We start from the raw sequence: 13,559 nt of genomic DNA, 5'->3' as shown, positions 1-13,559 counted from the left end.
CGGCGCGCAGGTCAGGCGATGCGCAGCCAGACCGCCGTGTCGGCGGGCAGTTTTCCGGCCACGAGATCGCCGCTGGCCAGCAGAATCTCGGCGTACGCGGGCAACTCCGCCGGCTCGGCGCCGGTGTTGACCACGCAGACGAACGTCTCGCCGCGGGCGTACGCGAGAACGCCGGGCTCGGCCGGCAACCAGCGCAGACCTTCGTCGAGCAGCTCAGCCATCTCGTGACGCAGCCGCAGCGCCGTGCGGTACAGCGACAGCATCGAACCCGGGTCGCCGCTCTCCGCCTCCGCCGTCAAGGCCTTCCACTCCGGCGGCTGCGGCAGCCACGTGCGTACGCCGGTGGGGCTGAATCCGAACGGCGCCGCGTCGCCACTCCACGGCAGCGGCACCCGGCAGCCGTCCCGGCCGCGGTCGGTGTGCCCGGACCGCACCCAGCGCGGATCGGCCAGCACCTCCTCGGGCAGATCCTGCACCTCCGGCAGGCCCAGTTCCTCGCCCTGGTACACGTAGACCGTCCCGGGCAGGCTGAGCGACAGCAACGCGGCCGCCCGCGCCCGGCGGGTCCCCAGCTCCAGGTCGGCCGGATGCGCCTCCCGCGTCAGGTCCCAGGTGTGGCGGGTGTCCGCCCGGCCGTACCGCGTCACCACGCGGGTGACGTCATGGTTCGACAACACCCAGGTCGCGGGGGCGCCGATCGGCTCGTGGGTGGCCAAGGTCTGGTCGATGACGGTACGCAGGTCGCCCGCGTCCCAGGCGGCTGACAGGAACGGGAAGTTGAACCCGGTGTGCAGCTCGTCCGGCCGCAGGTAGCGGGCGAAGCGCTCGGGGTCGGTGATCCACAGTTCGCCGACGAAGATCGCCTCCTGCGGGTAGGAGTCGGCGATCTTGCGCCATTCGCGGTAGATCTCGTGCACGCCGTCCTGGTCGACCCAGGGCGCCGGTACGCCGAGCGGCATGTCCGCGAAGTCGGGCAGCGCCGGATCCTTCACCAGCGCCTCGGCGACGTCGATGCGGAAGCCGTCGACGCCCCGGTCGAGCCAGAACCGCAGCGTACGCGTGAAGTCCTCGCGGACGTCGGGATGATCCCAGTTCCAGTCCGGTTGTTCCGGGGCGAACAGGTGCAGGTACCACTCCCCGCCTGACTGCACTCCTGGCGTCTCGGGCGAGCCCTCCCCGGCAACCTGGGTCCACGCCGGGCCGCCGAAGTTCGACTGCCAGTCGTTGGGCGGCAGTTCCCCGTGCTCACCGCGGCCGGGCCGGAACCAGAACAGGTCCCGCTCAGGCGAGCCCGGCCCGGCCGCCAAGGCGGCCTGGAACCAGGGGTGCTGGTCCGAGCAGTGGTTCGGGACGATGTCCACGATCACGCGGATGCCCAGCTGGTGCGCTTCGGCCAGGAACGCCTCCGCGTCGGCCAGCGTGCCGAACAGGGGGTCGATGTCCCGGTAGTCGGCCACGTCGTAGCCGGCGTCGGCCATCGGCGAGGTGTACCAGGGACTCAGCCACAGGGCGTCGATCCCCAGCTCCTTCAGGTAGCCGAGCCGAGCGCGGATGCCCGCGACGTCGCCGATCCCGTCCGCGGTGCCGTCGGCGAAGCTACGGGGATAGATCTGATAGATCGCGGCATGCCGCCACCATTGACCTGACACGGATCGAGGATAACCGGGTACGCTTCACGCCAAACCAGCGACCGGAACGGAAGAACGATCTTGGAGAAGTCCAGCGCACGCACGCGGATGAAGCTGCTCGCGGCGATCATGTTCGTCTCGGGTGTCTTCGGGCTGGTCAACACGGCCGGGACGGTCTTCATGCCGAGCGCGGTGCTGGCCATCCTCACCGCGAGCGGGATCTACGTGGTCTCCATCACGGCCCAGCCTCCGACCTGGATGACCCGCGGCGTCATCGGGGTGGCGGTCGTGCGGGTGCTCGCCTCCCTCGGGGCCACCATCGCGGTCTCCGGCACGGAGACGGGCGCGATGATCGCCGGTTTCGTGTTCCCTGCGCTGCTGGCCGCGTACACCGTGGTGGTGCTGCGGGAACTGCGGACCGAACTCGCCGCGAAGGCCTGATCAGGCCGGTCGGTCGGGCTCGGCCGGCCATTTCCAGTCGCGGACCCAGGGGTGGTCCTCGCCGACGCGGCGCGTGTAATCGCGGCAGATCTGGCGGGCGTCGGTCATCTGCTGGCGTAGGGCCGCGGCGCCGACGGCCAGGCCGGGCACCCGGTCGATGACGTCGATGACCAGGTGGAACCGGTCGAGGTCGTTGAGCATGACCATGTCGAACGGCGTGGTGGTCGTGCCTTCCTCCTTATAGCCGCGCACGTGGATGTTGTCGTGGTTGTTGCGGCGGTAGGTCAGCCGGTGGATCAGGGTCGGATAGCCGTGGTAGGCGAACACGACCGGCTTGTCGTGGGTGAAGATCGCGTCGAACTGCCCGTCGGGCAGCCCGTGCGGGTGTTCGGTGTCCGGCTGCAGGCGCATGAGGTCCACGACGTTGACGACGCGGACCTTCAGGTCGGGCAGGTGCTGGCGTAGCAGGTCGGCGGCGGCCAGGGTTTCCAAGGTGGGCACGTCACCGGCGCAGGCCAGGACGACGTCGGGTTCGTCGTCGCCGGCGGTCGAGGCCCAGTCCCAGATGCCGAGGCCACGGCGGCAGTGCAGCTTGGCGTCGTCCATGGTCAGCCAGTTCGGCGCGGGTTGTTTGCCGGCGACGATGACGTTGACGTAGTGCCGGCTGCGCAGGCAATGATCCATGGTGGACAGCAAGGTGTTGGTGTCCGGCGGCAGGTAGACGCGGACGACGGTGGCCTTCTTGTTCACGACGTGGTCGATGAACCCGGGGTCCTGGTGGGAGAACCCGTTGTGGTCCTGCCGCCACACGTGGCTGGACAGCAGGTAGGTCAGCGACGCCAGGGGCTGCCGCCAGCCGATCTCGCGCGTGGTCTTGAGCCATTTCGCGTGCTGGTTGACCATCGAATCGACGATGTGGATGAACGCCTCGTAGGAGGTGAGCAGCCCGTGCCGACCGGTGAGCAGGTAGCCCTCCAGGAACCCCTGGCACAGATGCTCCGACAGCACCTCGATCACCCGCCCACTCGGCGCCAGATGATCGTCACCACGGATGATCCGGCCCGTGAACGCCCGGTCGGTCACGTCGAACACGGCGGTCAGCCGGTTCGAGGCGACTTCGTCCGGGCCGAACAGGCGGAACCGGTCCGGGTTGGCCCGGATCACCTCCGCCAGCCAGGCCCCGGTGAACCGGGTCGCCTCCGCCGTCGTGGCACCCGGCATCGGGACGTCGGCGGCGTACTCGTCGATCTCGGGCAGTGCCAGATCCCGGAGCAGCGCTCCCCCGTTGGTGTGCGGGTTGGCCGACATGCGCCGCGCTCCGGTGGGCGCGTTGCCCGCCAGGGCCGCCACGGGTACGCCGGTCGCGTCGAACAACTCCTCCGGCCGATACGAGCGCAACCACTGCTCCAGCTGGGCCCGGTGCTCGGCGTTCTCGCGTACGCCGGGCAGCGGCACCTGATGCGCCCGGAAGGTGCCCTCGACCTGCACCCCGTCCACCTCCGCCGGACCGGTCCAGCCCTTCGGCGTACGCAGAATGATCATCGGCCAGCGGGGACGGCTGCCGTCCTTGGACGACCGCGCCGCCTGCTGAATCCGCTTGATCTCGTCCAACGCCTCGTCCATCGTCCGAGCCAGCTCGTGGTGGACCTTGACCGGATCGTCCCCGGCCACCACGAACGGCTCATAGCCGTACCCATGCATGACCTCGCGGAGATCGTCCTCCGGGATCCGGGCGAACAGCGTCGGGTTGGCGATCTTGTAGCCGTTGAGGTGCAGGATCGGCAGCACCGCGCCGTCGGTCACCGGATCGCAGAACATGTTGCCCAGCCACGACGCCGACAGCGGGCCGGTCTCGGCCTCGCCGTCGCCGATGACGCAGGCGACCACCAGATCCGGATTGTCGAACACCGCCCCGTAGGCGTGCATCAGCGAATAGCCCAGCTCGCCGCCCTCGTGGATCGACCCGGGTACCTCGGGCGCGGCGTGGCTCGGAATACCGCCCGGGAAGGAGAACTGCCGGAACAGCCGAGCCATCCCCGCCTCGTCCCGCCCGACCGCCGGATACCGCTCGCTGTACGCCCCCTCCAGCCAGGTGTTCGCCACCATCGCCGGGCCGCCGTGCCCAGGGCCGGCGATGAACAGCGCGTCGAGATCGCGGGCGATGATCGCCCGGTTCAGATGGGCCCAGACCAGGTTCAACCCGGGGCTGGTGCCCCAATGCCCCAGCAGCCGGGGTTTGATCTGCTCGGCCGTCAGCGGCTCCCGCAACAGCGGATTGTCCATCAGGTAGATCTGCCCGACGGTCAGATAGTTCGCCGCCCGCCACCAGGCGTCGACGGTGTCCAGCGTCTCATCGTCCAGGTACATGTCGGTCCCTTACCCGTTTGCGGTGCGCTGCCCTCTACGGTGGCCTACGTGAGCGACGTACGGGTGCTGTATCGGAAATTCGACGGGCGACTGCACTGGGAGACGACGCTGCGCCGGCTCGGCGAGGACGAACACGGCGTCTGGCTGGGCTCCCCACCCGGCGGAACCTGGCGGCGCGACGGCGGACATTGGGTCACCGTGCACGGACCCCGGCTCATGGTCGCTCCCCGAGATCGCTGGTGGACCGCCCGATTCAACAGCGAGTCCGACTCGCGGACGGCCATCTACTGCGACGTCACCGCGATCCCGGAATGGACCGGCACCGACGAGCTGACCATCGTCGACCTGGACCTCGACGTCATCCGGCTCCGGACGACCGGCGAAGTGTCGCTGCTCGACGAAGACGAGTTCCTTCTTCACACGGCCAAGTACGCCTACCCGGAGGCCGTCGTCGCTGCGGCTCGGTCGTCGGCTTCGTGGCTTCTGTCGGCTGTTGCGAACTTCGACGAGCCGTTCCACACCGCCCCCGACCACTACCTGGCAATGCTCGCATGACCCCGTTCGACGCTGCATACTGCGGAGATCGCCGCTCTCGGTGCCGCGATTCGGGCCGCACTTGGTGATCTTGAATAGAAAACGGCGTCCCGGCAGCGTTTTCTATTCAAGATCACGGACGCCTCACGGGGCCGAAAACGATCTAGGCGAGAAATGGCGGCCAGGGCAACCATTTCTCGCCTAGATCGACACGCGAAGCCGCGCGGGCCGCGCCGGCGGCCGGGCGGCGCGATGCGGTCAGACGTTGAAGCCGAGCGCCCGGAGCTGATCCCGGCCCTCGTCGGTGATCTTGTCCGGGCCCCACGGCGGCAGCCACACCCAGTTGATGCGGATGTCGGAGGCGAGACCGCCACCGGGGCCGCCACAGACAGCCGACCGCGCCTGGTCCTCGATGACGTCGGTCAGCGGGCAGGCCGCCGAGGTCAGCGTCATGTCGAGGGTGACGACGTTGTCGTCGTCGACGTGGACGCCGTAGATCAGGCCGAGGTCCACGACGTTGATCCCCAGCTCGGGGTCGACGACGTCCTTCATCGCCTCCTCGACCTCGGCCTCCGTCGCCCGCGAGACAGTCGAGACCTCGGCCTCGGTCGCCCGCGTGTCAGCCGAGACCTCGGCCTCCGTGACAGCCGACGTGTCCGAAGAAACCACTTCGCTCATGAGGGAACCTCCATCGCGCCGGCCCGCGCCAGCGCGTCCTTGAACGCCATCCAGGAAAGCAGCGCGCATTTCACCCGCGCCGGATACTTCGCCACCCCGGCGAACGCGACCGCGTCGCCGAGGACCTCCTCGTCGGGCTCGATCTGGCCCTTGCTCTGCATCAGCTCCACGAACGTCTCGTGCACCTTCAGCGCCTCGCTCACGGCCGAACCGGTGAGCAGTTCGTGCAGGATGCTCGCCGAGGCTTGGCTGATCGAGCAGCCCTGCCCCTCCCACGACACGTCGACGATCTTGCCGTCGCCGGCGTTGACCCGCAGGGTGATCTCGTCCCCGCAGGTGGGGTTCACGTGGTGCGCCTCCGCACCGTAGGGCTCACGGAGCCCTCGGCCGAGCGGGCGCTTGTAGTGATCGAGGATGATCTCTTGGTAGAGCTGATCGAGCTGCATGGCTACGCGAACACCTTCCGGACCTGAGCCAGGCCGCGCACCAGGGCGTCGACCTCGTCGGTCGTCGTGTAGAGGTAGAAGGAGGCGCGGGTCATCGCCGCGACGCCGAAGCGTACGCAGGTCGGCCGGGCGCAGTGGTGTCCGACCCGGACCTGCACGCCGAGGCTGTCGAGAACCTGACCGACGTCGTGCGGGTGGATCGGGATGCCGTCCGGGGCGGCCAGCGAGAACGAGATCGTCCCACCCCGGCCGACGGGCACCGTGGGACCGAAGACGTGCAGTCCGGGCACGGTGGCCAGCGCGTCGAGCGCGTACGCCGTCAGCTCCTTCTCGTGCCACTGGATCGCCTCCATCCCCACCTCTTGGAGGTAGCGGACGGCGGCGGCCAGCCCGACGGCCTCGGCGATCGGCGGGGTGCCCGCCTCGAACCGGGCCGGCGGCGGCGCGAACGTGGTACGCGGCATGGTCACCGTCTCCACCATGGAACCGCCGCCGAGGAACGGAGGCATCGCCTCCAGCAGCTCGTAGCGGCCCCACAGGGCGCCGATCCCGGTCGGGCCGAGCATCTTGTGCCCGGTGAAGGCGACGAAGTCCACGCCGTAGTCGACAGCGTCGAACGGCAGGTGCGGGATGGACTGCGAGCAGTCCAGCAGCACCAGCGCGCCGACCTCCTTCGCGCGCTTGGTGACGCGCGAGGTGGCGTTGATCGTGCCGAGGATGTTCGAGTAGTGCACCATCGAGACGAGCTTGGTCCGCTCGGTGATCAGCTCGTCCAGGTTGGACTCGTCGAGCCGGCCCTGGTCGGTCACGCCGAGCCACTTCAACGTCGCCCCGGTGCGCTCACAGAGCAGCTGCCACGGCACGAGGTTGGAGTGGTGCTCCATCTCGGTGATGACGATCTCGTCGCCCGGCCCGAGGCGGAAGCGCGGATCGGCCGCCGTGCCGGAGAAGGCGTGCGCCACCAGGTTGATCGACTCCGTCGAGTTCTTCGTGAAGACGATCTCCTCGGCCCGCGGCGCCCCGATGAACCCGGCGACCGTGGCCCGTGCTCCCTCGAACGCCTCGGTCGCCTCGGTGCCCAGCGTGTGGACCGACCGGGAGACGTTGGCGTTGTGGTGGAGGTAATGGTCGGCGATCGCCTCGATCACCTGACGCGGCTTCTGCGAGGTCGCGGCCGAGTCCAGGTAGACCAGCGGGTGGCCGTTGACGGTGCGGGACAGGATCGGGAAGTCCGCCCGGATCGCCTCGACGTCCAGGCGCGGCTTCTCCGCGTACTGGGGCATCCCCTCAGGAATGGTGATCACCGACATGACGCCTCCTCAGGCCGCCGCACCCGTGACGTAGCGCTCGTAGCCTTCGGCTTCCAGCTTCTCCGCCAGCTCCGGGCCGCCCTCCTCGACGATCTTCCCGGCGACGAAGACGTGCACGAAGTCAGGCTTGATGTAGCGCAGGATCCGGGTGTAGTGCGTGATCAGCAGCGTGCCGATGCCGGTGGTCTCCTTGACCCGGTTGACGCCCTCGCTGACCACCCGCAGCGCGTCCACGTCGAGGCCCGAGTCGGTCTCGTCCAGGATCGCGATCTTCGGCCGGAGCAGCTCCAGCTGCACGATCTCGTGCCGCTTCTTCTCGCCGCCGGAGAAGCCCTCGTTCACGTTGCGCTGCGCGAACGCCGGGTCCATGCCCAGGCGCTCCATCGCGCCCTTCAGGTCCGCGCCCCACGTGCGCAGCTTGGGGGCCTCACCGTCGATGGCGGTCTTGGCGGTACGCAGGAAGTTGGCCACCGAGACGCCGGGGACCTCGACGGGGTACTGCATGGCGAGGAAGAGCCCGGCACGGGCGCGCTCGTCCACCGCCATGGCCAGGACGTCCTGACCGTCGAGGGTGACGGTGCCGCCGGTGATCTCGTACTTCGGGTGCCCGGCGATCGAGTACGCCAGCGTCGACTTGCCCGAGCCGTTGGGGCCCATGATCGCGTGGGTCTCGCCCGACCGCACGGTCAGGGTGACGCCCGCGAGGATCGGCTTCAGCTCGCCCTCGGGCAGCTTGACCGACACCTGCAGGTCACGGATCTCCAGAACGCTCATGGGGTAACTCCATTACTCGACGCCAGGCTGACGTAGACAGAACCGTCGCGGACTTCGACGGGATAGACGGGAACGGGTTCGGTCGCGGGCAGCCCGGTCGGCTCTCCGGTCCGAAGGTCGAAACGCGAGCCGTGCAGCCAGCATTCCAGGGTGCAGCCGTCGACCTCGCCGTCGGACAGCGGGATCGAGGCGTGCGAGCACTCGTCGTGGATCGCGTAGAACCGGTCGTCCTCCGCGTGCACGATGGCGATCTCGACGCCCTCCACCTCGACGTGCAGGGCCGAGCCCTTGGCGACGTCGTCGGTGGAACAGGCCTGGCGGAAACTCATGCCGAGGCCCCTGACTGCACTTCTGGCGGCTCAGGCAAGCCTTCCCCGGCATGCAGCCGCGCCTCGATCACATCGCCGAGCCGGTCGTGCAGCTCCGGTACGGGGATCTTCGCGAGCAGTTCGGCGAAGAAGCCGCGGACGACCAGCTTGCGCGCCTCGTCCTCGGGGATGCCCCGGGCCATCAGGTAGAACAGGTGCTCGTCGTCGAACCGGCCGGTGGCGCTGGCGTGCCCCGCCCCGGCCACCTCGCCGGTCTCGATCTCCAGGTTCGGCACCGAGTCGGCCCGCGCGCCGTCGGACAGCAGCAGGTTCCGGTTGATCTCGTAGGTGTCGGTGCCGGTCGCCTCGGCCCGGATCAGCACATCGCCGACCCACACCGTGTGCGCCTGCTCACCCTGCAGCGCGCCCCGGTAACCCACGTACGAACGGCAGTCCGGCACGGCGTGGTCAACGAGCAGGCGGTGTTCGAGGTGCTGGCCCTCGGTCGCGAAGTACAGCCCGTAGGCGCTCATGTCGCCGCCGCGGTCGGCGTACTCGACCGAGGTGTACTGGCGGACCAGGTCGCCGCCGAGGGAGACCTGCACGTGCAGGACCTTGGCGTCGCGGCCCAGCCGGAACTTCAGGTGCTGCGCCTGCACGGCGTCCCGCGCCCAGTCGGTCACGGTGACCAGGGTCAGGTGCGCGCCGGGGCCGACCGAGATCTCCACGTTGTCGGCCAGCGTGGCGCTGCCCGTGTGTTCCAGGATCAGCGTCGCCTCGGCGAGCGCGCCGATCTCGATGAAGGTGTGCCCGTACGCGATCGCCTCCGCGCCGCCGCCCACCAGGCGTACCTGGATGGGCTCGGCCGGGGTGGCCTCGTTCGCGACGCTGATCAGCGTGGCGCTCTCGAAGGCCCCGTACGCGAGCGCGCTGATCCGGTCGAACGGCGTGAGCACGCTGCCGAGCCGGGCGTCCTCCCGGCCGACGGTGGTCACGGTGACCCCGGTGGGCAGCGCCGGGATCTCCCACTTCGGCGCCGCCCCCGTCGCGACTGCGCCCGACCCGGTGGTGGCCAGGTCGCGCAGCCTCTTCAGCGGGGTGAACCGCCACTCCTCCTCCAGCCCCGTGAGGGCCGGGAAGTCCGCGACGTCGTAGGAGCGCAGGGCTTGGGACTTCGTCTTCGGCGGTGCGCTGGTCTCCAGGGTCGTCATCAGCCGACGGCACCTTCCATCTGCAGTTCGATCAGGCGGTTCAGTTCCAGGGCGTACTCCATCGGGAGCTCCTTGGCGATCGGCTCGATGAAGCCGCGCACGATCATCGCCATGGCCTCGTCCTCGGACAGCCCGCGGCTCATCAGGTAGAAGAGCTGGTCCTCGCTGACCTTGGAGACGGTGGCCTCGTGCCCCATCGCCACGTCGTCCTCGCGGATGTCGACGTACGGATAGGTGTCCGACCGGGAGATGGTGTCGACCAGCAGCGCGTCGCACTTGACTGTGGACTTGCTGTGGCTGGAGCCCTCGAGCACCTGGACGAGACCGCGGTAGGAGGTGCGGCCGCCGCCCCGGGCGATCGACTTGGAGACGATGGTCGAGCTGGTGTGCGGCGCGGCGTGCACCATCTTCGCGCCGGCGTCCTGGTGCTGGCCCTCGCCGGCCATCGCGACGCTGAGCACCTCGCCCTTGGCGTGTTCGCCGACCATGTAGACGGCCGGGTACTTCATGGTGACCTTGGAACCGATGTTGCCGTCGATCCACTCCATGGTCGCGCCCTCGTGCGCGACGGCGCGCTTGGTCACCAGGTTGTAGACGTTGTTCGACCAGTTCTGGATCGTGGTGTAGCGGCAGCGGCCGCCCTTCTTCACGATGATCTCGACGACCGCGCTGTGCAGCGAGTCGGACGAGTAGATCGGCGCGGTGCAGCCCTCGACATAGTGGACGTACGCGTCCTCGTCCACGATGATCAGGGTCCGCTCGAACTGGCCCATGTTCTCGGTGTTGATCCGGAAGTACGCCTGGAGCGGGATCTCCACGTGCACGCCCTTCGGCACGTAGATGAACGAGCCGCCGGACCACACCGAGGTGTTGAGCGCGGCGAACTTGTTGTCCCCGACCGGGATCACCGTGCCGAAGTACTCCTGGAACAGCTCCGGGTGCTCCTTGAGGCCGGTGTCGGTGTCGAGGAAGATGACGCCCTGCTCCTCAAGGTCCTCACGGATCTTGTGGTAGACCACCTCGGACTCGTACTGCGCCGCGACACCGGCGACGAGGCGCTGCTTCTCCGCCTCGGGGATGCCCAGCTTGTCGTAGGTGTTCTTGATGTCCTCGGGCAGCTCGTCCCAGCTCGCCGCCTGCTTCTCGGTCGAGCGGACGAAGTACTTGATGTTGTCGAAGTCGATCGTGGACAGATCCGCGCCCCAGGACGGCATCGGCTTGCGGCCGAACAGGCGCAGGCCCTTCAGCCGGAGGTCGAGCATCCACTCGGGTTCGTTCTTCTTCGCCGAGATGTCGCGTACGACGGCCTCGTTCAGGCCGCGCTGCGCCGACGCGCCCGCGATGTCGGAGTCGGCCCAGCCGTACTCGTACTTCCCCAGGGCAGCAAGATGCTCTTCCTGCGTGATCTCGGTCATCAGTTATCCCTCACCGTGACTTGGTGTAGTTGTCCAGGGATGTGCGTCGTACAGACGCCGTCCCCGTGGGCGATCGTCGCCAGCCGCTGCACGTGCGAGCCGACCAGGCGGGCGATCACCTGGGTCTCGGCCTCGCAGAGCTGCGGGAACTCGGCGGCGACGTGCGCCACCGGGCAATGGTGCTGGCACAGTTGGCCACCGCTGGCGATCACGGAGGCGCTGGCAGCGTATCCCTCGGCGGTCAGCGCTTGAGCCAGCGCCTCCGCCCGGGCCAACGGGTCCTCGCCCGCCGACGTCATGGCCTCGCGGCAGCGGGTCTCCAGCTGTGCGACCTGTGCGCGGGCGAACTCGGTGACACCGGAGTCGCCGTTCTGGGCCGCGATCCACCGCAGCGCGGCGGCGGCCAGGTCGTCGTAGGTGTGGCCGCCGAGCCCCTCACGTCCCTCACGGGTCAGCGAGAAGATCTTCGCGGGCCGGCCCCGGCCCTTCGCCGGCTGGTCCCGGCCGGTCACCAGACCGTCGCAGAGCAGCGCGTCCAGGTGCCGGCGGATGGCTGCGGGCTTCAGCCCGAGCGCGTCGCCCAGCTGGGCCGCGGTCGCGCCGCCGAGCCCCAGCAACTCCAGCACCCGGTCGCGGGTACGCCGATCGGCGCCCTCCGCTGGGGCGTACTGAAGCCCGGAGGATCGGGCCGCCGCGATTTCCACTACACCAGTGTGACTTATTTACGTTCAGGTGCGCAAACCACGCCTCCGGTGATCCACAGCACCGAAAGTTAGCCTAGCCTACTGTCTGCCTCCGGCGGCTCGCCCGACCGCACTCCTGGCGGCTCGGCCGAGAGCCTCCCCGGCAAGAGCCTCCCCGGCAAGAGGCTCCCCGGCCCCGAATGTCCGTTCACAGCCGGCCCGCCTCCACGATTCGGCGCAGGAACTGCTGCGTACGGGGTTGCCGGGGGGCACCGAAGACCTCCTCGGGCGGCCCCTGCTCCAGCACCCGGCCGCCGTCGAGGAACACGATCCGGTCGGCGACCTGCCGGGCGAAACCCATCTCATGAGTGGCCAGGACCATGGTCATCCCCTCGCCCTTCAGCTCGCGGATCATGGTCAGCACCTCCCCCACCAGCTCCGGGTCCAGCGCCGAGGTCACCTCGTCCAGCAGCAGCAGGCGCGGCGAGTTCACCAACGCCCGCACGATCGCGACGCGCTGCTGCTGCCCACCGGACAGCCGATCGGGGTACTCCCCCGCCTTGTCCGCCAGACCCACCCGGGCCAGCCAGGACATCGCCTGCTCCCGCGCCTCGGCCCGGACCCGGCGATGCACGCGGGTCGGCGCGAGGGTGATGTTGTCCAGCACCGTCATATGCGGAAACAAGTTGTACGCCTGGAAGACGATCCCGATCTTGCGGCGTACGCGGTCGGGGTCCACCCGGGGATCGGTGATGTGCTCGCCGTCGAGGTGGATCAGCCCGTCGTCGATCTGCTCCAGCAGGTTGACGCAGCGCAGCAGGGTCGACTTGCCCGAGCCGGACGCCCCGATGAGCGCCACGACCTCGTGCTCGGCGACGTCCAGGCTGAGGTCGTCGAGCACGAGATTGCCCCGGAACGACTTGCGCAGGTTCTCGCAGCGCAGCACGGGCGTCATCCCCGGGCTCCCTGGCGGCGGGCGGCCCGCAGGGTCACCCAGTCGGTCACGCCGATCAGCGGCAGGGCGAGCAACACGAACAGCACTCCGGCGACGATGTAAGGGGTGAAGTTGTAGGTCTCGGCGACCTGGATCTGCGCCGCGCGTACGGCGTCGATGGGACCGGCCAGCGACACCAGGCCGACGTCCTTCTGCAGGGCGACGGTGTCGTTGAGCAGCGGCGGCGCGACCCGGCGGACGGCCTGCGGCAGCACCACGTGCCGCATCGCCTGCCGATACGTCAGGCCCAGCGACCGGGCGGCGGCGATCTGGCTCGGATGGATGGACTCGATCCCGGCCCGGAACACCTCGGCCAGGTACGCCCCGTACGTGATGACCAGCGCGACCCCGCCCAGGACCAGCGTCGAGGGCATGCCCTGCAAGCGCAGTCCCGGTACGCCGAGGGTCATGACGTACAACACGATGATCAGCGGCACACCCCGGAAGGTGTACGTGTAGCCGGTGGCCAGCGCGCGGACCGGGAAGGCGACCGGACCCCGCAGCGTACGCAGGATGGCGACGACCAGCCCGAGCAGCAGCGCCCCGACGGCGCAGAAGACCAGCAGCTCAAGGTTCAGCAGCAGGCCGTGCAGGATCTCCGGCAGGGCGTCCTCGGCGACATTCCAGTCCAGAAAGGACGACTTGACCCGGTCCCAGCCGGGTGCGCCGGTGACCGCGACGGCCAGCAGCACCCCGACGACGGCCGTCGAGACCGCCGCGATCAGGACGGACAGGATCGCCCGCCGCCGCCGGTACGCCATCCGTCCGCG

At 69.1% G+C, this 13,559-nt stretch carries 14 protein-coding genes; 2 read left to right on the top strand and 12 right to left on the bottom strand.

Annotation, left to right across the window (positions count from 1 at the left end; genetic code table 11):
- Positions 1-11: 11 nt before the first annotated feature.
- On the bottom strand, positions 12-1,649 hold the full coding sequence (locus HDA40_RS33345) for a glycoside hydrolase family 13 protein (protein ID WP_253761763.1): 1,638 nt from the start codon (positions 1,647-1,649) through the stop codon (positions 12-14).
- A 60-nt stretch (positions 1,650-1,709) separates the two neighbouring features.
- Here HDA40_RS33345 and HDA40_RS33340 point away from each other — a divergent pair, with 60 nt between their 5' ends.
- Positions 1,710-2,069, top strand: coding sequence for a hypothetical protein (locus tag HDA40_RS33340; RefSeq protein WP_253761762.1), 360 nt, complete (start codon positions 1,710-1,712; stop codon positions 2,067-2,069).
- On the opposite strand, the gene HDA40_RS33335 is transcribed toward HDA40_RS33340, so the two are convergent.
- Positions 2,070-4,436 (bottom strand): phosphoketolase family protein, encoded by a 2,367-nt coding sequence (locus HDA40_RS33335; RefSeq protein WP_253761761.1) that lies wholly within the window; start codon positions 4,434-4,436, stop codon positions 2,070-2,072.
- Between the two features lie 48 nt (positions 4,437-4,484).
- Between HDA40_RS33335 and HDA40_RS33330 the strand changes: the two genes are divergently transcribed.
- Positions 4,485-4,991 (top strand): DUF402 domain-containing protein, encoded by a 507-nt coding sequence (locus tag HDA40_RS33330; protein ID WP_253761760.1) that lies wholly within the window; start codon positions 4,485-4,487, stop codon positions 4,989-4,991.
- Positions 4,992-5,228: 237 nt separating this feature from the next.
- Here the strand turns inward: HDA40_RS33330 and HDA40_RS33325 are convergent, their stop codons facing one another.
- From HDA40_RS33325 to HDA40_RS33280, 10 genes are all read right to left on the bottom strand, one after another.
- On the bottom strand, positions 5,229-5,648 hold the full coding sequence (locus HDA40_RS33325) for a metal-sulfur cluster assembly factor (protein WP_253761759.1): 420 nt from the start codon (positions 5,646-5,648) through the stop codon (positions 5,229-5,231).
- The gene (gene sufU, locus HDA40_RS33320) at positions 5,645-6,094 is read right to left on the bottom strand and encodes a Fe-S cluster assembly sulfur transfer protein SufU (protein ID WP_253761758.1); all 450 of its coding nucleotides are present in this window, start codon (positions 6,092-6,094) and stop codon (positions 5,645-5,647) included. The genes HDA40_RS33325 and sufU overlap by 4 nt, the downstream gene beginning before the upstream one ends.
- 2 nt (positions 6,095-6,096) lie before the next feature.
- Positions 6,097-7,404 carry a cysteine desulfurase gene (locus HDA40_RS33315; RefSeq protein ID WP_253761757.1) on the bottom strand — a complete coding sequence of 436 codons (1,308 nt, stop codon included), beginning with the start codon at positions 7,402-7,404 and terminating at the stop codon, positions 6,097-6,099.
- Between the two features lie 9 nt (positions 7,405-7,413).
- Entirely contained in the window at positions 7,414-8,178 is a 765-nt protein-coding gene (gene sufC, locus HDA40_RS33310; protein ID WP_253761756.1) for a Fe-S cluster assembly ATPase SufC, read from the bottom strand.
- Positions 8,175-8,507: a non-heme iron oxygenase ferredoxin subunit gene (locus HDA40_RS33305; protein ID WP_253761755.1), complete on the bottom strand. Its 333-nt coding sequence runs from the start codon at positions 8,505-8,507 to the stop codon at positions 8,175-8,177. Before HDA40_RS33305 ends, sufC begins: the two co-directional genes overlap by 4 nt.
- Complete coding sequence (sufD, locus tag HDA40_RS33300) at positions 8,504-9,697, bottom strand: Fe-S cluster assembly protein SufD (RefSeq protein WP_253761754.1); 1,194 nt, start codon at positions 9,695-9,697, stop codon at positions 8,504-8,506. The genes HDA40_RS33305 and sufD overlap by 4 nt, the downstream gene beginning before the upstream one ends.
- Entirely contained in the window at positions 9,697-11,112 is a 1,416-nt protein-coding gene (sufB, locus tag HDA40_RS33295; RefSeq protein ID WP_253761753.1) for a Fe-S cluster assembly protein SufB, read from the bottom strand. Before sufB ends, sufD begins: the two co-directional genes overlap by 1 nt.
- Positions 11,112-11,810, bottom strand: coding sequence for a helix-turn-helix transcriptional regulator (locus HDA40_RS33290; RefSeq protein WP_253763905.1), 699 nt, complete (start codon positions 11,808-11,810; stop codon positions 11,112-11,114). The genes sufB and HDA40_RS33290 overlap by 1 nt, the downstream gene beginning before the upstream one ends.
- Positions 11,811-12,003: 193 nt before the next feature.
- Positions 12,004-12,750, bottom strand: coding sequence for an amino acid ABC transporter ATP-binding protein (locus HDA40_RS33285; protein ID WP_275978359.1), 747 nt, complete (start codon positions 12,748-12,750; stop codon positions 12,004-12,006).
- On the bottom strand, positions 12,747-13,550 hold the full coding sequence (locus HDA40_RS33280) for an amino acid ABC transporter permease (RefSeq protein ID WP_253763903.1): 804 nt from the start codon (positions 13,548-13,550) through the stop codon (positions 12,747-12,749). The genes HDA40_RS33285 and HDA40_RS33280 overlap by 4 nt, the downstream gene beginning before the upstream one ends.
- Positions 13,551-13,559 lie beyond the last annotated feature (9 nt).

It is taken from the genome of Hamadaea flava, from assembly GCF_024172085.1.
Lineage (GTDB): Bacteria > Actinomycetota > Actinomycetes > Mycobacteriales > Micromonosporaceae > Hamadaea > Hamadaea flava.
Note: the sequence above shows the minus strand (reverse complement) of the source record. Positions and strands in the feature narration are given on the sequence as shown.

Coding starts and splice junctions, on each gene's coding strand:
- HDA40_RS33335 (WP_253761761.1), bottom strand. CDS start 4,436: ATGTACCTGGACGATGAGACGCTGGACACCGTCGACGCCTGGTGGCGG.
- HDA40_RS33280 (WP_253763903.1), bottom strand. CDS start 13,550: ATGGCGTACCGGCGGCGGCGGGCGATCCTGTCCGTCCTGATCGCGGCG.
- HDA40_RS33285 (WP_275978359.1), bottom strand. CDS start 12,750: ATGACGCCCGTGCTGCGCTGCGAGAACCTGCGCAAGTCGTTCCGGGGC.
- HDA40_RS33315 (WP_253761757.1), bottom strand. CDS start 7,404: ATGTCGGTGATCACCATTCCTGAGGGGATGCCCCAGTACGCGGAGAAG.
- sufC (WP_253761756.1), bottom strand. CDS start 8,178: ATGAGCGTTCTGGAGATCCGTGACCTGCAGGTGTCGGTCAAGCTGCCC.
- sufD (WP_253761754.1), bottom strand. CDS start 9,697: ATGACGACCCTGGAGACCAGCGCACCGCCGAAGACGAAGTCCCAAGCC.
- HDA40_RS33305 (WP_253761755.1), bottom strand. CDS start 8,507: ATGAGTTTCCGCCAGGCCTGTTCCACCGACGACGTCGCCAAGGGCTCG.
- sufB (WP_253761753.1), bottom strand. CDS start 11,112: ATGACCGAGATCACGCAGGAAGAGCATCTTGCTGCCCTGGGGAAGTAC.
- HDA40_RS33325 (WP_253761759.1), bottom strand. CDS start 5,648: ATGAGCGAAGTGGTTTCTTCGGACACGTCGGCTGTCACGGAGGCCGAG.
- sufU (WP_253761758.1), bottom strand. CDS start 6,094: ATGCAGCTCGATCAGCTCTACCAAGAGATCATCCTCGATCACTACAAG.